The following is a 21,911-nucleotide window of genomic DNA, read 5'->3' on the forward strand; positions in this document are numbered from 1 at the left end:
CCCCTCACCCGCCACGAATTCCACGGCGAATGGAACTACACGCTCACCACACCCGACACGCCGTGACCGGCCGGCATTATTGTTTCGCGAGCCCTAAGGGCGGCTGCATGGCCCCGCGAACCGCGGCAGGGCGGGCCGACGGCGGAGGTCCCGCCGTCGTCCGCTTACTGCCTGTCGCCGTTACAGAACCTTGCTGAGGAACCCTTGAGTTCTGGCGTTCCGCGGCGAAGAGAAGATCTCATCGGGGGAGCCTTCCTCGACGATCAGTCCCTGGTCCATAAAAAGCACGCGGTCAGCCACTTCCCTGGCGAAGCCCATTTCGTGGGTGACCACCACCATGGTCATGCCCTCATTGGCCAGGTCCTTCATGACGGTCAGCACCTCGCCGACAATTTCCGGGTCCAGGGCTGAGGTGGGCTCGTCAAAGAGCATGATTTTTGGATCCATGGCCAGCGCGCGGGCTATGGCCACACGCTGCATCTGACCGCCGGACAGGCTCCCCGGGAAGGCCTCCATCTTTTCGGCCAGTCCTACCTTTGCCAGTAGCATTTCGGCTTTGGCGCGGGCTTCGTCCTTGTTGACCTTGGCCACCTTGAGCGGGGCCAGCATGACGTTGTCGATGACCTTCAGATGCGGGAACAGGTTGAAATGCTGGAAGACCATTCCCGCTTCCTGCCGGACCAGGTTGATATTCGTTTTCGAATCGTCCAACCGGTGCTTGTTGATCACGATGCTGCCGGACGTGATCGATTCCAGGCCGTTCATGCACCTCAGGAACGTGCTCTTGCCTGAACCCGAGGGGCCGATGACGCACACCACCTCGCGCTCACGGATGTGGCAGTCAACGCCTTTGAGGACATGGTTCGGGCCGAATTTCTTATTCAGATTCTCAACAAAAATCACAGTCATATTCCGATCTAAACGCTCGCGGGCTCGGGAAGTTTGAGGGGGTCCACCTGGATGCCGGTCCGTTTCTCGTACAGGCGTCCCAGCAGAGAGATGCTGTAGCAAATGACGAAGTACATGGCGGCGACGGTCAGGAACGTCATGATGGGGTCACCGGTGAGGTTGGTGACAATGTTGCCCGCGTGGGTCAGTTCGACCAGCCCGGTCACCGTCACCAGCGAGGAATCCTTGACCAGGCCAATGAGGAAGCCGACGCCGGGGGGAACCATGATCTTCCTGGCCTGGGGCATGACCACATACCGGAGCTTCGCCCAGTAGTTCAGTCCGAGGGCGTCTGCGGCTTCACTTTGTCCCCTGGGCACCGCCTCGATGCTGCCCCGCACGATTTCTGCCACATAGGCGGCGGCGAAGCAGGTCAGCGCGATGACGGCCGAGGCGAACTTATCCAGTTCCAGGCCGGGGAACAGCAGCGGGATCCCGAAGAAGATGAAGAAGATGATGACCAGAATCGGGATGCCGCGAACGCAGCTGATGTAGATGGTGCTGATCCACCGGGCGATCCTGCTGGGGGAGGTTCTGGCAATGCCAAGAATCAGGCCGAAGATGATTCCGAGAATGCCGGACATGGCGCAGAGCTGAATGGTCAGCCATGCTCCCTTGGCCAGCGGAATGAGGTCCTGCCAATCAAAGGCCCTAAACACGTGCGCCCACCGCCCACCGGAACAGCGTCGTCTCGGCCCGTTTGGAGGCCAGGGACAACAGGGCGGAAACGCCAAGGTAGAGCAGCCCGCCCACTGCGAGCACCTCGATGGTCCGGTACGTGGTGTTGCTGACGCTCATGATCGCGTTGGTCAGTTCAGGAAGCGAGATGATGGATCCAATCGACGAAGCCAGGAACAGCAGAATCAGCTGGTTGGTCAGTGCAGGGAAAACGTTCCGCGTGGCCGGCAGCAGGACGATGTAGCGCACGATCTGGGCGTTCTTCATGCCCAGCGCCTTGCCGGCCTCACGCAGGCCGTGGGGCACCGACTCGAAGCCGGCCCGGTATATTTCCGCCGTGTATGCCGCGTTGTTGAGGGTCAGGCCAATGACGGCGGCCCAGATGGGTTCGAGATTGATGCCCAGCGCGGGAAGGGCAAAGTAGATCAGGTACAGCTGCACCAGCAGAGGCGTGTTGCGGATGGCCTCGATGTAGCACGTGCAGAAGATGCTGACTGCTTTTCCGGGCCCGACCTTCCCCAGGTACAGAAAGACGCCGAGTGCGCTTCCCGCCACCATGGCCACGAGCGTGATGTACAGAGCTGTCCAGAGCCCCTCAAGCAATAGCGAGCTGAACGGGAGAAGGTCTCCGAAATATAAAGCCATGAGCAAAGGGTCCTATCCGTGAACGGCGGTGTGGGTGAACAACTGCCTGTCCTCCACCCACACCGGAGAGTGCGTCCGAATACTGTTAGTGGGCGAGGAAGGGCGGAAGTTCCAGCCCGAACCACTTCTGCAGGGAGGCCTCGTTCTGTCCGGAGATGGTGTAGTTCCGGATGAAGTTGTTGATGTAGTTAACCCACGTCTGGTCGCCCTGCTTGACGCCGATGGAGAACAGCGCCGGCCTGATCGGGTCGCCCTTGAGCACCTGGAATGCGGACGGCTCACTCTTCACGAGCCCGCCGATGATCGCGTTGTTTTCAATCAGTGCGTCCACTTTGCCGCTCTTGAGGGCCTGGATGGAATCGGCCGTGGTGTTGAAGCCGGCGATCTTGGCGTTCGGGAAGGTGGCCTTGAGGATTTGCTCGCCCACACTTCCGCGCGACGTGGCCACGGATTTCCCGTCCAGATCCGCGTAGCTGGCGATCGGGCTTCCCGCGGGCACCATAAAGACGGTGGAGCTGGCTGCGTACGGCTCGGACATGTCCACCACCTGGGCGCGCGCATCCGATGCCGTGAAGGTTGCAATGACGGCGTCCGCCTTGTCGGTCTGCAGCAGCGGGATGCGGCTTTCGTTCGTGGCCGTGACGAACTCAATCTTTGCGCCCAGCGAGGCGCCGAGCGCGTTCGCGACATCAATGTCGAAACCCTCGTGCTCACCAGATGACGTCATCACGCCGTATCCCGGAGAATCGGCACTGACGGCGATCTTGATCGTCTTCGTCTTGAGGATCTGGGTGAGGTGGCTGTCCGCCACGGCTCCTGTTGCGCTCGCAGCGCCGGCCGAGGCGCCGCCGGAGGAGCAGCCTCCCAGCGTGAGGGCCAACGCGATAGCCGGTACAAGAAGCAACTTCGGTGTTGCTTTGAACATGGGTGCTCTCCTGGAGATTGTTGATGCGGATCGGATGCGGGGTGACGGAGTCCGGGGATCCCGGTCGCTCGCCGTCGGAGATCATATAGGAATACGCACTATCATATAGGTGATGTGACACAGGTCAAGCCCCTCCTCAAAACCGCTTGTGTGCGCTCGCCGGAAGGGGACCGCGCCTCCCTCCTGAAACTCCAGAGGCGCCGCCGTGCCCCGATAACAGGACACGACGGCGCCTCGCAGCTTCTACTCCGACGGGGCGTTACCCTGGCGGGACGCTACTCGACGGGACGCAGACGCACCGCCTGCATGCCGCCGTCGACCGCCAGTTCAGTGCCCGTCGTCGAACCGGCCAGCGGACTGGCCAGATACGCAACCGCCGCTGCAACCTCCTCCGGCGTCACCAGCCGGCCGTGCGGCTGCCTGGCCTCCAGCGCCGCGCGCTCCGCTACCGGGTCATCCGCCTGGCTCAGCAGCCGGTTGATCCAGGGCGTGTCAGCCGTGCCCGGATTGACACAGTTGACCCGGATGCCTTCGCGGACGTGATCGGCCGCCATGCTGAGCGTCAGTGCCCGGATGGCGCCCTTGGTGGCCGCGTAGAGTGCGCGGGCGGGCAGCCCGGCCGTGGCGGCGATGGAGGACGTGTTGACGATCGCGGCGGCGGGAGACTGCCGGAGATGGGGCAAGGCGGCACGGCTTACCCGCACCGCGCCGATCACGTTGACGTCCAGAACGCGCTGCCACTCGGCGTCGTCATTGTCCGCAACGGTTCCCAGGGCTCCAATGCCTGCGTTGTTGACCACGACGTCGATCCCCCCGAATTCCCGGGCAACGCGTTCGACGGCGGCACGCACCGAAGCGTCATCGGCCACGTCGCAACGGATCGACAGCGCCGCTTCGGATGCTGCGTCCGGGTTCAGATCCAGCACCGCCACCTTCGCCCCGCGCCGGGTCAAGTGCGCCGTTGTGGCCGCTCCGATGCCGGAAGCCCCGCCGGTGACGATGACACGAATGCCTTCAAACTCCATTGCTGGGTCTCCGTTCATGCGATGAATTCATGGCGCTGGCGCCCCAGCCCTTCAATTTCGATTTCCACAACGTCGCCGGCCTTCAGGTACGGGAACCGCCCGGACAGCGCGACTCCCTCGGGGGTGCCGGTGCAGATGAGGTCGCCGGGCTCGAGCACCATGTACTGGCTCAGATTCCAGACGATGGTCTCGACGTCGAAGATCATGTCCGCGGTGGATGAATCCTGGCGGATTTCGCCGTTGACCCAGCTGCGGAGCCGCAGATTGCCGGCGTCGACCTCGTCCGGGGTGACCAGGTAGGGACCCGTGGGGCAGAACCCCGGTGAGCTCTTGCCCTTGGACCACTGGCCACCGGAAACGTTCAGCTGGAAGTCACGCTCGGAGAGATCGTCCACCACCACAAACCCGCCGATGTGGTCCCGGGCGGCCTCGGGGGAGTTCAGGTAGGAGGCGCGTTTGCCGATGATGATCCCGAGCTCCACCTCCCAGTCGGTCTTGGTCGAGCCCCGGGGGATGGCCACAGCATCGTCCGGACCACCCACCGTATTGGGCGTCTTGAGGAAGATGACCGGATGCTCAGGCGGCTGGGCACCCGATTCCGCTGCGTGGGCAGCATAGTTCAGGCCAACGCAGACGACGGCGGACGGGCGCACCACCGGGGCGCCGTAGCGTGCGACGTCGGAGCTTACGTCCGGCAGCGTGCCTGCGGCCAGTGCAGCGGCGGCAGCCGCGGGGCCACCGTTGGACAGAAAGTCACCGTTGATGGCCGGTGTGATGCTCTGGAGCAAGTAGTGCCGGTCCCCGTGGACCAGGACGGGCTGTTCGGCGCCCGGGGCGCCAATCTGGGCGAACTTCATGAGGCATATTCCTTACTGCTTGATGCGCGGACTTCGCGTTGGGCATGAAGATAGCCGAACAGCTGCCGCAGGCCAAACGACCATTCCGGTAACTCTTCTGCCGCCCCCACAACGTTCACGAGGGCTCCGAGATGGCTGCTGCGGATGGTCACAGTGTCGCCCAGGTGGTGCGTGAACCCCTGGCCCGGGTGGTCCCTGTCCTGGGTCGGCGCGAACAGCGTGCCGGTGAACAGGGCAAAGCCGTCCGGGTACTGGTGGTGCTTCCCAACCGTCGCGGTGACGAGCTCTTCGAACGGACGGCTGATCCGGGACACGGAATTGCGTCCCTCCAGCGAGTAGCCGTCCTCGCCTTCGATGCGCAGCAGGATCTCCTCCTGGCGCAGCGTCTCCAGGGTGAAACCGTCGTCGAACAACCGGATCAATGGACCTAGGGCGCTGGACGCGTTGTTGTCCTTCGCCTTCCCCAGCAGCAGGGCACTCCGGCCCTCCACGTCTCTCAGGTTCACGTCGTTGCCTAGGGTTGCGCCCACAACTGTGCCGGCCGAGGTGGCAATAAGCACCAGTTCCGGTTCCGGGTTGTTCCAGGAGGAGAACGCAGGGATCCCGACCCCCGCGCCCAGCCCCACCGAGGAGAGCACCGGGGCCTTCGTGAAGACCTCGGGATCCGGCCCGATCCCCACCTCCAGGTACTGCGACCACAGCCCTTCGGCGATGAGCACCTTCTTGGCTTCGGCAGCCGCGGGGGAGCCGGGCCGGATGGAGCTGATGCTGCCGCCGAGGGCACGGCCCACCAGTTCCCGCATCTCGGCCGCGCGGCTGGCGTCGCCGCCGCAGCGCTCCTCGATGACCCGTTCGATCATGCTGTCCACAAACGTCACGCCGCAGGCCTTGATGACTTGGAGGTCCACCGGAGCCAGGAAATGCGGACGGGCCGCGTCCCGCGTCAGCGACGCGTGAATGATCTCGCTGGTCTTCCACCGGGGCACTGTCATGGCGGCGCGGACGGCGGCCACGAGATCCGGCCGTTCCAGGAGCTCGGAGACGGTTTCGGCCAGATGCTGGAGGTCGAAGACGTCCTGCTCCTGGACGGCGACCACGCGTGGTCCGCCGGTTTCGACATCCCAGACGCGGCCGATCAGGAGTGCCCGTGCCGCGTCGTCCGGGAGTACCGAGGCCCCGCCGTGGTCCAATGCGGCGCTCATGGCCGGACCTCGATTCCTGCAGTCTGGACTGCAGTCTGTCCCTGCCGGACGGGCCGCTGCCACACCCCATCCACTCGCTGCGGAACCCGCCAGGGATTGGCGTCCTGCAGAGGTTCGGGCAGGCGACCTTCCGGGAACGACTGGTAGGCCACAGGCCGGAGGAAGCGCCGGATCGCGGCCGTTCCTACCGAGGTAGTGGCCGATGTTGTGGCGGGGTACGGTCCGCCGTGGTGCTGGGCGTAGCTGACCGTGACCCCCGTGGGCCAGCCGTTCCAGAGGACCCGGCCGCTGATGTCCGTCAGCCGTGCGGCCAGTTCTGACACGTCATCCTCCGGCTCCGCCTGGAGCGTGGTGGTCAGCTGTCCCTCCAGCAGTCCGGTGAGTTCCAGGAGTTCCGATTCGTCGCCGTACTCCACCACCAGGCTGGCGGGCCCGAACATTTCCTGCCGCAGAATTGACGGATCACTGCGGACAGCTGCGGAAGTCGTGTGGAGTACGGTTGGCGCCGGTGCCTCGTCGAAGTCTCCTTCCACAAGAACCTCCACCCCTGTGGTGCCCCGCAGATCCTGCACGGACTGCCGGTAGCCCTCGTGCAACCGCGGGCTCAGCAGCCGTGCTGCGGCAAAGTCCGCCAGCGCGCCGCTCAGAACCTGCCGGACGCCGTCGGCCTCTCCAGCCGGAACAAACAGCAGCCCCGGCTTGGTGCAGAACTGGCCCATTCCCATGGTGAATGAAGCGGCGTATCCGCTGAGGATTTCGTCGCGCCGCAGCGCCCAGGCGTTCTCGGTGACGAACACGGCGTTGATGCCGCCCAGTTCGCCGAAGAAGGGAATCGGTTCGGGCCGGGCGGCGGCACGGTTGAACAGTGCCCGGCCGCCCGCCGTCGAACCCGTGAACCCGATGGCCTTAACGGCGGGATGGTCCACCAGGGCCTCCGCGGCAGGCCGGCCGGTGACGAGCGAGAACAGCCCGGAAGGGGCTCCGGCGGCATCCAGCGCGGCGATGACAGTTTCGGCGGTGCGGAGCGCGAGGTCCCGGTGCCCGTCGTGTGCCTTGTGCACCACGGCGCACCCGGCGGCCAGGGCCGAGGCACTGTCGCCGCCCATCACGCTGAAGGCGAAGGGGAAGTTGGAGGCCCCGAAGACGCCCACGACGCCGATGGGCACGTTGAGCCGGCGCAGATCCGGCCGCGGGCCCATGCCCCAGTCCGCGTCCACGTGATCGATGGTGGCGTCGAAGTGCTCACCGTCGCGGACTTCCGTGGCGAAGAGCCTGAGCTGGAAGACCGTGCGCTTGAGCTCGCCCCGGAGCCGTGGCTCGCCCAGGTGGGTTTCCTGGGCGGCGATTTCCACCAGCGCATCGGCGTCGTTCTCCAGCGCGGCTGCTATCGCCTCCAGCCAGGCTGCGCGGGTGCCGGTGTCTGCGGTGCGGCCCTTTTCGAACGCGGCGTGGGCGGCGTCGACACTCGCGTTGAGGTCATGGACCGTGGTTGTCATCGGAGCGCACCGGCTCCGGTCACAGAGGCGCCTGTCACCGCGGCGCGGTCGCCCACTTCGAGCCATCCGGCCCCGGCGGGGAACTCCCAGCGTGCCCGCGAGGCGCTGAGCATTTCGGCGCCGGTGCCCGGGAGTTCCGGGGCGGCGTAGCGGCCGTTGACGATGCGGACCGGTTCGGCGAAGTGCTCGTGCAGGTGGTCAACGTACTCGATCATCCGGCCGTCCTGGCTCCCGGTGATGGCTGCATAGTCGAAGAAGGAGAAGTGCTGGACGAGTTCGCACAGCCCCACGCCGCCGGCGTGCGGGCAGACCGGTACGTTGAAGCGGGCAGCGAGCAGGAGGTTGGCGATGTTCTCGTTGACGCCGCCCACGCGGGTGGAATCCAGCTGGAGGACGTCGATGGAACCGGCCTGGAGCAGCTGCTTGAACACGATGCGGCTGGCGACGGCCTCGCCGGTGGCGACACGGACGGGGGCAACGCCCTTCCGGATCTCCGCGTGGCCCAGGATGTCGTCCGTGCTGGTGGGTTCTTCGATCCAGTACGGGTTGAACTCGGAGAGCTGGTTGACCCACTCGATGGCCTCGGACACTTCCCACCGCTGGTTGGCATCGATGGCGATCGGGAGGTCGCCCACGGCCTTTCGGGCCAGGGCCATGCGGCGGCGGTCGTCATTGATGTCGCCGCCCACCTTCAGCTTGATCATGGAGAAGCCGTCCGCGGCGGCTTCCTTGCTCAGGCGGACCAGCTTCTCGTCGCTGTAGCCCAGCCAGCCCGGCGAGGTGGTGTAGGCGGGGTATCCGTCCACCTTCAGGGCGGCGATCCGGGCGGCCTTTCCGTCTTCGCCGGCGCGCAGGATGTCCAGTGCCTGCTGGGGGCTGAGAGCGTCGCGGATGTGGGTGAAATCTACGACGTCGACGATTTCCTCGGCGGGCATCTCGCTGAGCAGGAGCCACAGGGGCTTGTTCTCGCGCCGTGCGCGGATGTCCCAGAGTGCGCTGACGAGGGCACCGGCCGCCATCTGCGTGACGCCCTTCTCCGGACCGAGCCAGCGCAGCTGGGAATCGTGGATGAGGCGCTTCGACGCGCCACCGAGGTCGTAGATCAGTTCATCAATGTCCCGGCCGAGGAGCAGGCCGGCGTAGGCGTCGATGGCGTGCGTGAGGATCTCGTTGCCGCGTCCGCAGGTGAAAACAAAGCCGTGGCCTTCGTCGCCCGCGTCGGTGCGGATGACGACGTACGCGGCGGAGTAGTCCGGGTCAACGTTGACCGCGTCGGAACCGTCGAGCTCCAGGGACGTGGGGAACCGCACGTCTTGGGTGTGGATGGAAATGACGGAGGTCATGGGTTTCTTCTCTCTCTGGTCAATTCAATTCGTGGACACGATTCCTATATGAATTCTCATAATCATATAGGAACGGTGACTCAGATCAAGTGCCGGAGAAAAAAGAAGCCCCGGCCAGCAGGCCGGAGCTTCGATTTCAGGTGACGATATGCCTTCTTGGTGGTCCGCCGTTCTCCAGCGGCGAGAGGTCTGCCGTGCCTTCGAAGGCCTTGGCGAACCGGGCGAAGGAGTTCCTGATGTGCTCGGCCATCGCCTCCTCGGCGCGGTCGGGCAGGCAGGATGCGATGGCCTCCCGTACGGTGGCATGCTCGGCGATGGTGATGGCGCCGTCGATGTCTGCCGGGTAGAGGCGGAAGGTGTGCAGGTGGCAGTGGGTCTGGGCGAAGGCGTGCTGGACTACCGGGTTCCCGGCTGCCAGCAGGATGGTGTCATGGAAGCGGGTGTCATGGGCCACGAGGTCCTGCCGCGCGTCGCCGCTGGTGGTCTTCATGGAGTCGCGGATGGCCGACAGTTCCTTCTCCAGGGCCGCGGCGGGGTTGGCGAGGCGGTCCACGGCCGCGGACCGCGCGGCCCACGGTTCCACCAGCAGCCGGAACTCAAAGAGCGATCGCAGCGCGGGCAGGTCCAGCAGCGGTGTGGTGCTGTATCCTCGGCCGGGGCTGTAGACCACCAGGTTGTCACCCTCCAGCCGTTGCAGAACTTCGCGGACCGGGGTCTGTGAGACGCCCAGGCTGCGGGAGACCGCATCAATATTGATCCGTGCGCCGGGTGCAATTTCGCCCTTGAGGATGGAGGCCCGCATGGCGGCGTAGACGTCACTGACGGCTGCCTTGCCTTTGGATGCATCGGATGATTGACGTGTGGGCACGCGGTTACCTCTTTGTGCTGGTTGGTGGAGTCGCTTTGGGAATCATATTCCACGGGTGGGAGCGGGCGGGGTGGGGCGTTTTCGTCCAAAAGTTGCTCTGGATCACATTAACTATATGATTATTCCGATTCCTACATGATATTGCGCCGGAATCCTCGGCGCCCTCCCCGGTGTCCAGGCACCCGAAAGCCACGTTTACGTCAAAGGAGACGGTATGACTGTCCTAGGCAGCAGGCTCGCCCCCAATTCTTCCCCCGATCGTTCCTCCAAGGCTCCCCGCACCATGACCCGCAAGCGCTGGGTGATCATCTGGCTCGCTTTCGTGGGACTCAGTATTAACTACCTTGACCGCTCCAGCCTCAGCGTTGCCCTGCCGATCATGGGTAAGGATTTTGAGCTCTCGGCAACCCAGCAGGGTCTCATTTTCGCCGCCTTCTTCTGGGCGTATGACTTCTGCCAGCTGGCCGCCGGGTGGTACGTGGACAAGGTTGGGCCGCGGAAGTCCTTCACCCTGGCAGCAGTATGGTGGTCCGTCTTCACCATGGTCACCGCCTTTGCGCAGAATTTCTGGTCGCTGTTCGCCGCACGCTTCCTGCTCGGTGTAGGTGAAAGCCCGGCCCCCAGCACCGCCGCCAAGGTGGTGGCCACCTGGTTCCCGGTCCGCGAACGGGCCTTTGCCACCAGTATCTGGGACTCAGGCTCCCGTGTAGGTGCGGTCATCGCGCTGCCGATCGTCACGTTGATCGTCGCCTTCACGTCCTGGCACGCGGTCTTCATCATCATTGGTGTGGCCGGCCTCATCTGGGCTGTCGTGTGGTGGAAGGTGTACCGGAGCCCCGAGGATCACCCGACGGCCAATGACGAGGAGCGGGCTTACATCCGGGAAGGCGGTGCCCGGAGCGAAGCGAGCGACGACGCCGACGCGGCGAAGCTTCCCTGGCGCTCACTCTTCAAGTACCGCACCATCCTCAGCATGATGTTCGGCTTCTTCTGCCTGAACAGCGCCATCTATTTCTTCATCACCTTCTTCCCGAGCTACCTCGTGAAGGAACGCGGCTTCGACCTGCTCAAGCTCGGCCTCTTCGGCGCCATCCCGGGCATCTGCGCGGTGGCCTTCGGCTGGCTGGCCGGCTATGTTGCAGACCGGGCCGTCCAGCGCGGCATCTCTGTAACACGGGTCCGCAAGTCCGCCATCGCCGGCGGTCTGATCGGCGGTTCGGTCATTATGTTTGCCGCCGTGGTCCCCGAGGCATGGATGGCACTTGCCATCCTGTCGGTGGCGTACTCCAGCCTCACGGTCGCCGCCACCGGCATCTGGTCCCTCCCCGCGGACATTGCCCCGAGTTCCCGCCACGTCGGATCCATCGGGGGGCTCCAGAACTTCGCCTCCAACCTGGCAGGCATCTTCACGCCGGTCCTGATCGGTGTCCTGGTGGACCAGACGGGATCCTACGTGGCGCCGCTCGCGGTCATCGGATTCGTGTCGCTGGCCGGTGCGGCGAACTACCTGTTCGTCCTTGGCAGGGTGGAGCCACTGAAGGTTCCTGCCTCCGCCGGGGCCTAGGCGAGCGGCAGGTTTCGACAAGCTCAACCACCGAGCGGACGACGGCGGGATCCCGCCGTCGTCCGCTTCTGCTGTTTCACACCGCCGGTGAGTCCCGCAGGCTGACGTTAGGGGTGGAAAATGATTCTATGAGGATCGAACTGCTCCACATCGACGAGTGCCCCAACCTTGCTAAGGCGCAGGAGCGGCTGGAATCAGCCCTGACCGCCTTGGGACACAGCGATATTCCAGTGACTACGCGACTCCTGGAGTCCGCGCCTGATACCGCGGGCACGGGATTTGCGGGTTCCCCCACCATCACCCTCAATGGGTCCGACATTTTCCCGACCGGCGCGCCTGCAAACGACCTGGCCTGCCGGATATACGCAGCTCCAAGCGGGCTAGCTGGCCTGCCAACTATCAACCAAATAACCGAAGCGCTCAAAAACAATGGACTCTGAAGCCACATGCAGATGCTCCTGCTGCGGCAGGGTGATGAGTCGCAAGAAGCTTCATGCGCTCGGCACCGAACCAGCCTACATTTGCCGGCGCTGCGGTTTATGGGTTGCCCTCAGGCTTCGGCGAGACGACCCAGAACGCATTGACTGACTTGCCGATTAAAAACGATGTGCCGTTAGGGCAGGTCCTTCACGCCGGCAGTCCCGTCGGCGGCCGCACCTGTTGAGATCCCGCTCAACGTGCCAATGTAATCCAGCGTTTTGGGACTGACGTGGCGCACGAGCGCAAGGGCTGCCCGAAGAGCGGCACCCTGGGTGTGGTCCTCGAGCGTGCCGCGGAGTTCCGCTACCGTTTCGATGCCCTGACGCTCGAACACTTGCGTGATGTCCTCAACCTGGGCCAGACGGCCGGGCGACGGCCAGTCGATGACTTCCGAGAGCTTCCCCGTATCGAGGTGCCGGCGGAATCCACTCGTCGTGGCGGCATCCGGCCATTCCGCGACGAGGGCTTCGACGCGCGGCTTGACGGTTTCGTTGTAGTTCTGGCGGCGCTGAAGCGTGGCATCCACAATGATGGCCCCGACGTGGTCCCAACCACGGCTGACATCGGTCGAGGCGTCTGTGCCGGGTGAGTCCATTGGCGCCGGAGTATTGGCATCATCATTATCGATAGTCATACCTGAATACTTCCACGTGCCGCGCGACGGCGGCTGGTCGGCGTCGTAGATCAGGGGCACTAAATGGAACGGACGACGGCGGGACCTGCCGCCGTCGTTCGTGGCGCCTTCCCGACACTGACGCACGGTGGGACCATTTCAGTATGAGTGAGAAGATCGCTGACGGCCCGCAGGATCACGGCCCACACCAGCACGCCCACGCCGCTCCGACAACGCAACAAATGCGGACCGTAGGTCAACGCCGCCGAGAGGCGGAGGAAAAACTGGAGCACCACCTCCAGGAAGCCCGCCACAAAGACGAACCGCACCACGATGCGGTGCCGGAGTCCGAAGGGGCGGGGCCGGTGGACGGCGAGTCCGAAGGATCCCCAGAAGGATCCCCAGAGGAATGATTCGGGGGCACGCTGCTTAAGGGGTGCGGCTCATGACGTCTGTCCCTGAAGTTGGTGGACCCGGAGGACCACATTGCCGCGCTTGCGTCCCGTGTCCACGAAGCGGTGGGCCTCGACGACGTCGGCGAGGTTGTAGGTCCTGTCGATGACAGCCTGATACTTGCCTTCCTCCGCGAGGCTCACAAGGTAGGCGACGTCGTCGGCGGTGTACGTGAGCTTGAGGCCGCCAAAAGTGACCAGCTTGCCGCTTCGGCGGCTCTGTCCTCGCGCGCCGAGCATGCCTTTGAGGTCGGCGATGACCAGAAGCAAGGCACCTCCCGGGGCGATGCTCCCTTGCACCCTCGCGAACGGGGCGTTCCCCACGCAGTCCATGACGACGTCGTACGTTGTTCCGTCTCCGGTGAAATCCGCCGCGGTGTAGTCGATGAAGCCGTCCGCGCCGAGTGATTCCACCAGTTCCCTGTTGGCCCCGCTGCTCACAGCGGTGACGTGGGCGCCCAGGTGTTTGGCCAGCTGTATTGCCGCTGTTCCCACCGCGCCCGAGGCGCCGTTGATAAGAACCGTGTCGCCGGTCTTGATGGCCGCCATGCCCAGGAAGGTTTTCGCCGTGAGTCCGCCGAAGAGCAGCGTGACGGCCTCCTCAAAGCCCATATTCCGCGGCTTGGCGGCGATGGGCCCATTCGCCGGAACGGACACGTACTCCGCGTGGCCGCCGAACCTTGCCCCGAGCATCGCAATAACCTCGTCGCCAGCCTGGAAGGCGGTAACGCCCGGGCCGATGGACTCCACTACGCCGGCCACGTCCACGCCGAGGACCCGGGTCCGCGGGCGGAAGACGCCGAGGGCCAAGACCGTGAATGCCACGAGTCCCTTGGGGACATTGCGGCTGCGGACGCGGTGGTCGGCGACGCTGACCGTGCTGGCCATGACTTTGATGAGCACCTCTCCAGCGCGCGGAGCGGGCCGTGCGATCTCCTCGACGCGGACCACGTCCGGCCCGCCGAACCGGCGGTAGGTCGCGGCTTTCACAGCGAGGCTCCGGCAGCGGCTGTGGCAGCCGCCGGCTGGGTTTGATTCATGATGCTCCTGAGTTTGGCTAGGTGTACGGCGTACACCTTTCTGATGAAAGCGACTTTAGGTGTACTTAGTACACTTGTCAATGGAAGATGTTTACGCCGTCGGAAGCAGGGAATAGTGACTCAGCGGATTGCGGTGGAACGCCGGCCGCGGTTGAACCGGGATCGGGTGTTGCAGGCCGCTGTCTCCCTCGCTGATGAGGTGGGGATCGGCCCGCTCAGCATGCGCCGCCTCGCCCAGGAACTCGACGTGGTGCCCATGGCGCTCTACAAACACGTGGCCAACAAAGACGAGCTCCTCGACGGCATGGTGGAGGTGATCATCGGCGAGATTGATCCTCCCGTTGCCGATGCTGACTGGAAGAGCACCGTGCGGCTGAGGGTGCTCTCGGCCAGGCGCGTCCTCCAGCGCCACAAGTGGGCCCGGCCCGTCCTCGAAACGCGCACAAACCCGACCCCTGCCGTCCTGGGCTACATGGACTCGTTCATTGGTATGTTCCTCGCCGGGGGCTTTTCGGTGGATCTCACCCACCACGTGATGCACGCCATCGGCAGCCGGATGTGGGGCTTCACGCAGGAACTGTTCGACTCAACCGCCGGCGAGTCCGGCGAATCGCGGGCTGAAGTGGCGCCGGAAGTCCAGGCTGCCATATTCCAGGAGATGTTCGTCCGCTACCCGAACGTCCTGCAGGTGGCAACGGCCGCCAGCCACGACGATGACTCGGTGGTGGGCCATGGCTGCGACGACCAGTTTGAGTTCGAGTTCGCCCTGGATCTCCTCCTGGGCGGCATCGAGCGGCTCCATCAGCGTGACTGGACCTCCAGGGGCGCGAGGCTGGAGCGGGCATAGCCGGCAAGGGAACGACCTCAAGAACGGTGAGACTGTTATTGGCCTCTTCCAGGGGATGTTTGAGAAGGACATGCTGACGTTCAACCCGGGCTGAAGCCAGAACGCGGAAGCGCTGGACTCCTTCACCGATGTGCGCGACCTGCAGCGGGAACTCAAGGCCCAGGGCGCGGAGTTCGTGTCCGAGGCTGACGAGGACACCACCGGGCCGGGGAGCTTTATCGTCGTGGATCCGGACGGCAACCCGGTGCTCGTGGATCAGCACGTCTGACCTGCCGGCGGCCGACTCTCACTAGGGCGGCGTCTGACTAGGGCGGCACCTTAGGGCAGCGTCCAACTAGGGCAGCCGCGACGCCCGCAACACCGTTGCCTCGCCAGCCCGTTCGGGCTCCAACGGCACAGGGCTGACCAGCACCGCCGGCCCGCGGTGCAGGACGCCGTCGGAAAGTACCCGGCACCGCACGCCGCCCCGCCCGCGCATTGCTTTGTGCGCCCCCGGGGCGAGCATCTCATCCATCCAGACGCACGGATGGGCGGGCCGCCCGGCCGCGAGCCGCACCAGGTCTCCCTGGGATTCCAGAGCAAAGTCGTGTCCCAGGAGCGGAGCCAGGTGGGCCCCTCGGAGTACAACGTTGCGCCGGGTCAGGAGCGGGTCCAGCCGTGCCGTTCCCAGTTCCGTGGCGATGGCCTCGAGTGACTCGATCGCGAACAGGGTGACTGCGGCGTCCATGTGCGCGGCCTTGCCGAAGAACCGGTCCCCGACGATGCCCTTGCCCGCCACGAGCTCCACCCGCCCGGCGTCCGTGGTGGGGACATCCGCAGCACCCTCGCGGGCGCGGCCGAAGTAGGCGTGCGCCGGCGACACCAGGAGATGCAGGACCTCAACGTCGTACCGATAGGTTTCCGTCATGCCACAAAACTACGCCACCACACGGGGGCTTAAGTGACCGTTCGCGCAGGCCCCAGACGCAAACGGATGACGGCGGGAGGTTCCGCCGTCGTCCGCTTGCGTTACTGCTACGCGGGCAGATCGCGCCGTTCGTGTGTCTGCCCGTAGGGGACATCGCGGCTGACGGCGACCGTGTAGCTGGTGTAGCTGTGTTGTGTGACCAGGATGCCGTGGCGGCTTTCCCTCATGGCGTGTTCGCGGGCCATTTCCACGGCGGTGTTGAGGTCGTTTTCGACGGTGTCAGGATCGTGGGCTGTGATTGCCAGGACGAGGTCAGAGTGGCGCTTGATCATGGTGGTCTCTTTCTCGGCGGGATCCCGGGACTCTGGGTGGGCACAGGCTTCCGGGGCCGGGCGTACCGGGGAGGCGGAAAGCGGTGGTTCCAGAGGGGTTGCCCGGCATCTCTGATGGGGCGGTGGCCGGCCGAATTGTCCGGCGGGCTGGATCGGCGGAAGCATCTGTTCCTGCGGATCTGTAGCCAGTGTGCCTGAAGCGTTGGTCCCGGGGCAATAGGTAGGCCGAAAAAATCGGGGCAGCCCGACTAAACGCCAGCGGACGACGGCGGGAGGTCCCGCCGTCGTCCGCCAAGTCGCTGTTGGTTCGTTGGCCTAGGCCTGGACTAGCAGGCCGGTGGCGAACATCAGTCCCATGCCCAGGACGACGCCGGCACCGGTGAGCGGGGTGAGGGTCTTGCCCGCGGTGTCCTTGAGCATTGGCAGGAGTTTGACGGCCACCTGGGCGACGGCTCCGGCTCCGATGCCGAGCAGGAAGGCCGCAAGGGCCGGCTGGTACACGGTCGCTCCGAGGAGGGCCCCGGCGGCCGCGGGCGCTCCTGCGATGAGTCCCAGGATCACCAGGCGGCCCAGGCCGGGGGGCTGTTTGGCGAGCGGGGTGACGATCGCCAGGCCCTCGGTGGTGTTGTGGATGGCGAAGCCGACAATCAGGGACGCGCCCAGGGCGAGTGAGCCCACCGCGTAGGCGGATCCTATGGCGAGGCCTTCGCCGAAGTTGTGCAGGCCGATGCCGATGGCGATCAGCAGCGCCAGGCGCTGGGGCGGCAGGGCTGCAGGTTCGCCCGAAGTAGTCGGGTTCTGGTGCCGGCGCATCCAGGCATCCGTCCCCTCGAGGATGAGGTAGGCGGTCACAGCGCCGAGGAAGACGACCATGGGGCCGCCGAACGCGCCGCTGCCGGCCACGAGTCCCACGGCTTCGAGGGTCGCGTCGATGGCCAGGAAGGCCAGCAGCCCGACGGTGACTCCCAAGAGGACGCGGACCCAGGACGCGGACGAACGGCGCACGAACGGCATCCACAGCATTCCCAGGGCCACGGGTATCACGCCCACATAGATCCCCATGAGCAACATGAGTCCGAAGAAGGAGCTGCCGCGCTCCGGACTCAGGGCGGCCGCGTCAATAACCGCCGGGATCTTGCCGCCGTTCGAGGTCACCAGCGCCACCTCGTAGGGGTCCCCTTCCACCCAGTTGTAGATGATGGTGAGGGTGGTGGACTCCAGCGGCGCCATGGTTTCCCGGGTCTGCGTGAACATGGCGTAGTAATCCGAGACGTTCACCTGGGCGACTGATACCGGGTCCGGTCCTTCGTTGCGGACGGTAATGGCGATCTGGCCAGCCGTCAGGCGGACGTCTTCGACGGCGACCTCCTCCTTCGGCGGAACGCCCTCGGAGAGTTTGTTGAGGCCCGGTGCGTTGAGCAGGGTGAACAGTCCGAGGAGGATCGCGATCAGGACCAGCGGACCGATGCCGAGCAGCCACCTTGGGACCGGCGGCCGGCGGTGGGGTGCTGCCGCCAGGGCGGCTGCTGACTTTTCATCAAGGCTCATGATGCGCCCACCTCGAAGAAGCCCATCCAGCCCAGTTCAGCGAACTCGGTCTTGTGGGCGTGGAACATGTATTTGCCCGGTACGGGAAGCGGAGCTCCACAATGCCGCGCTGGCCCTGCACCTGGGAGATGGTGTCGGTGTATTCACTCGGGGTCAGCATGGTCCCGGTGGGGTAGTAGTGGAAGAAGTTCCCGTGCACGTGGAATGAATTGATGGGGTCGTATTCGAGGACGTTGATCAGGTGGATCCGGACCAGCTCGTTCTGCTTGACCTGGACGGGGAAGTCCATGAAATGGAACGGCAGGCCGTTGACGGAGTAGAACTCGTTGTCGTCGCCGCCGTCGGTGTTGTAGCCGTTCATCACCATGACCATTTCGTTGTCGGCTTTCGGCCGGCCTTCTTTGGGTTCGATGATGAAGCCGCCGTAGAGGCCCTTGGCGATGTGCGGCGCCAGTGGCGACTGGTGGCAGTGGTAGAGATGCGTGCCGAATGGTGTGGCATCGAATTCGTAGGTGAAGCTTTGGCCCGGGGCGATAGACCCGGCGCCGATCCCCGGCGTGCCGTCCATCTCGGCCCGGTGGATCCCGTGGAAGTGGATGGTGTGGGGGTGTGCGCCGGCGTTGGTGAAGTGGATCCGGAGGGCGTCGCCTTCCTGCGCCCAGAGAGTGGGACCGGGGATCCGGCCGTTGTAGCTCCAGCCCGGGAACGTCACCCCGGGGGCGATCTCGAAATCTTTGTCCACCGCGACGATGTCCCATTCCCGGAGGGTGCGGCCGTCCGGAAGCTTACTGGTCGTCCCTCGGTCAAAATCGTGCAGGATCGCAGTCGGGTCGATCCCGGCGCGCTCCGGCGGGACGGAACCGCCGGCGAAGCCTGCGTGACCGGCATGGTTCGTCATGTGGCCAGAGTCCGTGCGGGGCGAACCAGCGCCCGCCGCTGAGGAAACGCCCGTGGAGGTCTTCGCTGCCTGACCTGAGACCGTGCCGTGTCCGGCGTGATGCCCGGGATCCTTGGAATCCAACGGTGCCCAGCCGGCAAGCGCAGGCGCGGCGGCGAAGGCCGCCGCTCCTGTGAGCATGGCACGCCGGGTCGGCATCGTCTTTCCCTCGGGTTTCGGCATGCCGTCCATCTCATCTCCATAGATCAAACACTTATGTTAGGCCAGTCTAACATTCATGTTCGGCTGGTAATATGGAGTTATGACCGTCTCCGAGCTGACAGCTTCCGCGCAGGACTACCTGAAGATGATCTGGTCCTCAACGGAATGGGCCGAGGCTCCCATCACTGTTGGCGCCATGGCCGAGCGGATGGCAGTGAAACCGTCAACCGTTTCGGACGGCATCCGTCGGCTGGCAAAGCAGGGCCTGGTCACCCATGCCCCCTATGGCAGCATCGAACTGACGCCCGCCGGCCGGGCACACGCTGTCGAAATGGTGCGCAGGCACCGGCTCCTGGAAACATTCCTCGTGCAGATTCTGGGCTACGGCTGGGATGAGGTGCACGACGAGGCCGAGATCCTTGAGCACGCCGTTTCCGACACCATGATCCAGCGCATTGACGAGAAGCTCGGCTTCCCCACGAGGGATCCGCACGGAGACCCAATCCCCTCGGGCGATGGGCTGCCGCATGCCCCGCAGGGGGAACCCCTAACATCCGTGGAACCGGAACGGACGGTCACCATCACCAGAATCTCGGACGCGGACCCGGACATGCTTCGGTACTTCACGCAGCTCGGGCTGGGACCGGACACCCGGCTCCAAGTCTTGGCACACCGCCCGTATGCGGATGTGACCACGATTAGGCTGGGGGACCGGGACGTTGATCTGGGTCCCTCCGCAGCAGAGGCCATCTGGGTAGTGGCAAACTAAGGGCCCTCCATGGGCGGGCGGGTGGCCCAGTGGCTCGCTATCGACCACTCGCAAGGTGTTCGTACGCTGATTCTTGCTGCCACCAGCGGAGGCAAACTGGCCGGAGCCGAGCCCACCAAGTACGCCATGGAAGCGCTGGTCAGCGGCGACATGGCGCCACTGGAGCCCCTGTTCTTCGCTCCGGAATGGGCTGCGGACCACTCCGACGCAATACACACTTTCTTCAATTCGAGGGCCACCGCCTGGGCCAAAGCACGCCACTTCCGGGCCAGCCGGGACCACGACGCGTGGAGCCGGCTCGGCAGCATCGAATCGCCCACCCTCATCCTCAACTGTCGGCCGGCGATTTGCCCCGATGTGGCCGCGGCCCGCACGCAGGCGGAGCGTTTCGTCGCCGTGAGCGACATCGTCAAGGCCAGCGATGAGGACCTCGCCTGGCTCTATCCGCACCGGACGCCGGAGGAAAGCCTGGCAGCCTGGCTTGAACTCGGACCGGCACTCGTAGTCCTGACGCGCGGCGCATCAGGCCCGGTCATTCTTGCCCGCCAGGGGAGGGCGGAAATGGCAGCCGACCCGTCTCTGTGGCAGACACCGTGGGCGCCGGCGACTCCTTCATGGCCGCGCTCATCTCCGGTCTGGACCAGCTCGCAGCGCTCGGGGCCGGCGCGCGGGACAGGCTCCAGAGCCTATCCCGCGATGAACTGCACGGGCTCGCCGCCTACGCTAACCGCGCCGCGGCGATCGCCTGCTCCAGGCCGGGGGCAAACCCGCCCCACTCGGCTGAACTCGGTCCGCTGTCTGTTCCGTTGCGGACCCAGTTAGGGCATTAACGAAAGCGGACGACGGCGGGAGGTCCCGCCGTCGTGCGTCTCCTGGACTGGGGCCCCAAGTGTCCGTTCGCGCAGGGTTCCGGCGGCGATGCCACCGGCCGTCACACCAAAACCATCGAGCCAGATCTCACACACTTGAACCTGGCTGCGGACGAACAACAACGAGCATGCGACAGCCGCCGCCGCTGAGGTAAGGTCCGTGAGGCATGCCGGGCGGACGGCAGGCGTACATGCCGGCTGTAAAAGTCTTCCCGAGGGTCAGTGTTGTATACATAGAGTATGCGAGGGTTGTTCCACATAAAGTGTTGAGATGAGGAAACCAAAGATGACCATCCCAGAGGAAATCGACACACCTGAGATCATCATCGACCGGGACGTGCTCCGGCGAAATATCGACCGCATGGCAACTGCTGTCCGGGCCAAGGGCCTGGACCTTCGGCCACATGTTAAGACGCACAAAGTGCCCGAAATCGCTGAAATGCAGCTGGCGGCCGGAGCCGTCGGACTGACAGTGGCCACCCTCGGAGAGGCCGAAGTCTTTGCAGAGCACGGAGCCAAAGACATCTTCATCGCCTATCCACTCTGGGTCGGTCCCCGACAGGCTGAACGGCTCCAACGCCTTGCAACAAAAGCCAGGATCGCAGTAGGTCTGGACTCACGGGGAGCAGCCGAAACCATGGCCGCGTCCATGGGCGATGCCGCCGGTGAGATTGAAGTGCTGCTGGAGATCGACAGCGGCCATCACCGCAGCGGGATAGCACCAGACGCCGCTGTCGACGTCGCCCAGGCCGCAGCGCGGGCAGGGCTGCGCGTCACGGGAATTTTCACGTTTCCGGGGCACAGCTATGCCCCCGGCATGCCGCTGAAGGCCGCGGACGAGGAACGGTTGGCCCTCGGCAAAACCGCCGACCTGCTCACCGCGGCAGGGTTCCCCATCACCCACGTCAGCGGCGGGTCCACCCCCACGGCCACGCTCACCGGCGACTCCGGAGCCACAGAAGTCCGGCCCGGCGTGTACGTCTTCGGCGATGCCCAACAAATGGAACTGGATCGCTGTGCGGCCGAAGACATCGCACTGACCATCGCGGCAACAGTCGTCAGCCGCCATGAAGGCACCGACCTCATACCGCGAAGGGTCATCCTGGACTCCGGCAGCAAAATCCTCGGCGGGGACCGGCCCGGCTGGGCCACCGGCTTCGGGCGGCTCCTGGACCACCCGGAAGCCCGGATTACCGCCCTGTCAGAACACCACGCCACCGTCATATGGCCGGCGGAGGCAACGCTGCCGGCTCTCGGAGACCGGTTGCGGGTTGTCCCCAATCACGTCTGCATAGCCATGAACCTCGTCGACGAGGTCACCGTGGTCAGCGGCGGCGAAATCGTGGACCGCTGGCGCGTGGCCGCACGCGGACGAAACAAATAACCCGCAAGAGACAGCGGTCC

At 64.9% G+C, this 21,911-nt stretch carries 24 protein-coding genes; 8 read left to right on the forward strand and 16 right to left on the reverse strand.

What is annotated here, in order from left to right:
* Window positions 1-180 precede the first annotated feature (180 nt).
* The 10 genes from ACVWY0_RS08890 to ACVWY0_RS08935 form a co-directional block, all read right to left on the reverse strand.
* Window positions 181-909: an amino acid ABC transporter ATP-binding protein gene (locus tag ACVWY0_RS08890; protein ID WP_256471159.1), complete on the reverse strand. Its 729-nt coding sequence runs from the start codon at window positions 907-909 to the stop codon at window positions 181-183.
* Window positions 910-917: 8 nt separating this feature from the next.
* Window positions 918-1,607, reverse strand: coding sequence for an amino acid ABC transporter permease (locus ACVWY0_RS08895; RefSeq protein ID WP_485836376.1), 690 nt, complete (start codon window positions 1,605-1,607; stop codon window positions 918-920).
* Window positions 1,600-2,271 carry an amino acid ABC transporter permease gene (locus ACVWY0_RS08900; RefSeq protein WP_056340879.1) on the reverse strand — a complete coding sequence of 224 codons (672 nt, stop codon included), beginning with the start codon at window positions 2,269-2,271 and terminating at the stop codon, window positions 1,600-1,602. The genes ACVWY0_RS08895 and ACVWY0_RS08900 overlap by 8 nt, the downstream gene beginning before the upstream one ends.
* An 85-nt stretch (window positions 2,272-2,356) precedes the next feature.
* The gene (locus ACVWY0_RS08905) at window positions 2,357-3,196 is read right to left on the reverse strand and encodes a transporter substrate-binding domain-containing protein (protein WP_485836377.1); all 840 of its coding nucleotides are present in this window, start codon (window positions 3,194-3,196) and stop codon (window positions 2,357-2,359) included.
* Window positions 3,197-3,471: 275 nt separating this feature from the next.
* Complete coding sequence (locus ACVWY0_RS08910) at window positions 3,472-4,221, reverse strand: SDR family NAD(P)-dependent oxidoreductase (protein WP_485836502.1); 750 nt, start codon at window positions 4,219-4,221, stop codon at window positions 3,472-3,474.
* 14 nt (window positions 4,222-4,235) lie between these two features.
* Window positions 4,236-5,078 (reverse strand): fumarylacetoacetate hydrolase family protein, encoded by an 843-nt coding sequence (locus ACVWY0_RS08915; protein WP_485836378.1) that lies wholly within the window; start codon window positions 5,076-5,078, stop codon window positions 4,236-4,238.
* Window positions 5,075-6,280 (reverse strand): fumarylacetoacetate hydrolase family protein, encoded by a 1,206-nt coding sequence (locus tag ACVWY0_RS08920; protein WP_485836379.1) that lies wholly within the window; start codon window positions 6,278-6,280, stop codon window positions 5,075-5,077. Before ACVWY0_RS08920 ends, ACVWY0_RS08915 begins: the two co-directional genes overlap by 4 nt.
* The gene (locus ACVWY0_RS08925; protein WP_485836380.1) at window positions 6,277-7,776 is read right to left on the reverse strand and encodes an aldehyde dehydrogenase (NADP(+)); all 1,500 of its coding nucleotides are present in this window, start codon (window positions 7,774-7,776) and stop codon (window positions 6,277-6,279) included. Before ACVWY0_RS08925 ends, ACVWY0_RS08920 begins: the two co-directional genes overlap by 4 nt.
* Window positions 7,773-9,119 carry an enolase C-terminal domain-like protein gene (locus tag ACVWY0_RS08930; protein WP_485836381.1) on the reverse strand — a complete coding sequence of 449 codons (1,347 nt, stop codon included), beginning with the start codon at window positions 9,117-9,119 and terminating at the stop codon, window positions 7,773-7,775. The genes ACVWY0_RS08925 and ACVWY0_RS08930 overlap by 4 nt, the downstream gene beginning before the upstream one ends.
* A gap of 136 nt (window positions 9,120-9,255) precedes the next feature.
* Complete coding sequence (locus ACVWY0_RS08935; RefSeq protein WP_485836382.1) at window positions 9,256-9,987, reverse strand: GntR family transcriptional regulator; 732 nt, start codon at window positions 9,985-9,987, stop codon at window positions 9,256-9,258.
* A gap of 214 nt (window positions 9,988-10,201) precedes the next feature.
* On the opposite strand from ACVWY0_RS08935, the gene ACVWY0_RS08940 reads away from it, so the two are divergent.
* A complete protein-coding gene (locus ACVWY0_RS08940; protein WP_485836383.1) occupies window positions 10,202-11,551 on the forward strand; it encodes an MFS transporter in 1,350 nt (449 codons plus the stop codon).
* A 128-nt stretch (window positions 11,552-11,679) separates the two neighbouring features.
* Window positions 11,680-11,991: a thioredoxin family protein gene (locus ACVWY0_RS08945; protein ID WP_485836384.1), complete on the forward strand. Its 312-nt coding sequence runs from the start codon at window positions 11,680-11,682 to the stop codon at window positions 11,989-11,991.
* 173 nt (window positions 11,992-12,164) lie between these two features.
* Here ACVWY0_RS08945 and ACVWY0_RS08950 read toward each other — a convergent pair whose 3' ends face one another.
* Window positions 12,165-12,665: a hypothetical protein gene (locus tag ACVWY0_RS08950; RefSeq protein ID WP_485836385.1), complete on the reverse strand. Its 501-nt coding sequence runs from the start codon at window positions 12,663-12,665 to the stop codon at window positions 12,165-12,167.
* A gap of 143 nt (window positions 12,666-12,808) precedes the next feature.
* Between ACVWY0_RS08950 and ACVWY0_RS08955 the strand changes: the two genes are divergently transcribed.
* Window positions 12,809-13,057 carry a hypothetical protein gene (locus ACVWY0_RS08955; protein ID WP_485836386.1) on the forward strand — a complete coding sequence of 83 codons (249 nt, stop codon included), beginning with the start codon at window positions 12,809-12,811 and terminating at the stop codon, window positions 13,055-13,057.
* Window positions 13,058-13,087: 30 nt separating this feature from the next.
* On the opposite strand, the gene ACVWY0_RS08960 is transcribed toward ACVWY0_RS08955, so the two are convergent.
* Window positions 13,088-14,086 (reverse strand): NAD(P)-dependent alcohol dehydrogenase, encoded by a 999-nt coding sequence (locus ACVWY0_RS08960; RefSeq protein WP_485836387.1) that lies wholly within the window; start codon window positions 14,084-14,086, stop codon window positions 13,088-13,090.
* Window positions 14,087-14,251: 165 nt separating this feature from the next.
* Between ACVWY0_RS08960 and ACVWY0_RS08965 the strand changes: the two genes are divergently transcribed.
* The gene (locus ACVWY0_RS08965) at window positions 14,252-14,983 is read left to right on the forward strand and encodes a TetR/AcrR family transcriptional regulator (protein ID WP_485836388.1); all 732 of its coding nucleotides are present in this window, start codon (window positions 14,252-14,254) and stop codon (window positions 14,981-14,983) included.
* Window positions 14,984-15,095: 112 nt separating this feature from the next.
* Entirely contained in the window at window positions 15,096-15,251 is a 156-nt protein-coding gene (locus ACVWY0_RS08970) for a VOC family protein (RefSeq protein ID WP_485836503.1), read from the forward strand.
* Between the two features lie 66 nt (window positions 15,252-15,317).
* On the opposite strand, the gene ACVWY0_RS08975 is transcribed toward ACVWY0_RS08970, so the two are convergent.
* From ACVWY0_RS08975 to ACVWY0_RS08990, 4 genes are all read right to left on the reverse strand, one after another.
* A complete protein-coding gene (locus ACVWY0_RS08975) occupies window positions 15,318-15,890 on the reverse strand; it encodes an MOSC domain-containing protein (RefSeq protein ID WP_485836389.1) in 573 nt (190 codons plus the stop codon).
* A gap of 107 nt (window positions 15,891-15,997) precedes the next feature.
* A complete protein-coding gene (locus ACVWY0_RS08980) occupies window positions 15,998-16,222 on the reverse strand; it encodes a hypothetical protein (protein ID WP_104063475.1) in 225 nt (74 codons plus the stop codon).
* Window positions 16,223-16,537: 315 nt separating this feature from the next.
* Window positions 16,538-17,770 carry a ZIP family metal transporter gene (locus ACVWY0_RS08985; protein ID WP_485836390.1) on the reverse strand — a complete coding sequence of 411 codons (1,233 nt, stop codon included), beginning with the start codon at window positions 17,768-17,770 and terminating at the stop codon, window positions 16,538-16,540.
* Window positions 17,760-18,917: a multicopper oxidase domain-containing protein gene (locus ACVWY0_RS08990; RefSeq protein ID WP_485836391.1), complete on the reverse strand. Its 1,158-nt coding sequence runs from the start codon at window positions 18,915-18,917 to the stop codon at window positions 17,760-17,762. The genes ACVWY0_RS08985 and ACVWY0_RS08990 overlap by 11 nt, the downstream gene beginning before the upstream one ends.
* A gap of 52 nt (window positions 18,918-18,969) precedes the next feature.
* On the opposite strand from ACVWY0_RS08990, the gene ACVWY0_RS08995 reads away from it, so the two are divergent.
* From ACVWY0_RS08995 to ACVWY0_RS09005, 3 genes are all read left to right on the forward strand, one after another.
* Window positions 18,970-19,638, forward strand: coding sequence for a metal-dependent transcriptional regulator (locus ACVWY0_RS08995; RefSeq protein WP_485836392.1), 669 nt, complete (start codon window positions 18,970-18,972; stop codon window positions 19,636-19,638).
* A 614-nt stretch (window positions 19,639-20,252) separates the two neighbouring features.
* Window positions 20,253-20,468: a hypothetical protein gene (locus tag ACVWY0_RS09000; RefSeq protein ID WP_485836504.1), complete on the forward strand. Its 216-nt coding sequence runs from the start codon at window positions 20,253-20,255 to the stop codon at window positions 20,466-20,468.
* Window positions 20,469-20,793: 325 nt separating this feature from the next.
* A complete protein-coding gene (locus ACVWY0_RS09005; RefSeq protein WP_485836393.1) occupies window positions 20,794-21,891 on the forward strand; it encodes a D-TA family PLP-dependent enzyme in 1,098 nt (365 codons plus the stop codon).
* The last annotated feature ends 20 nt before the right edge of the window (window positions 21,892-21,911 follow it).

Source organism: Arthrobacter sp. UYNi723 (assembly GCF_054057635.1).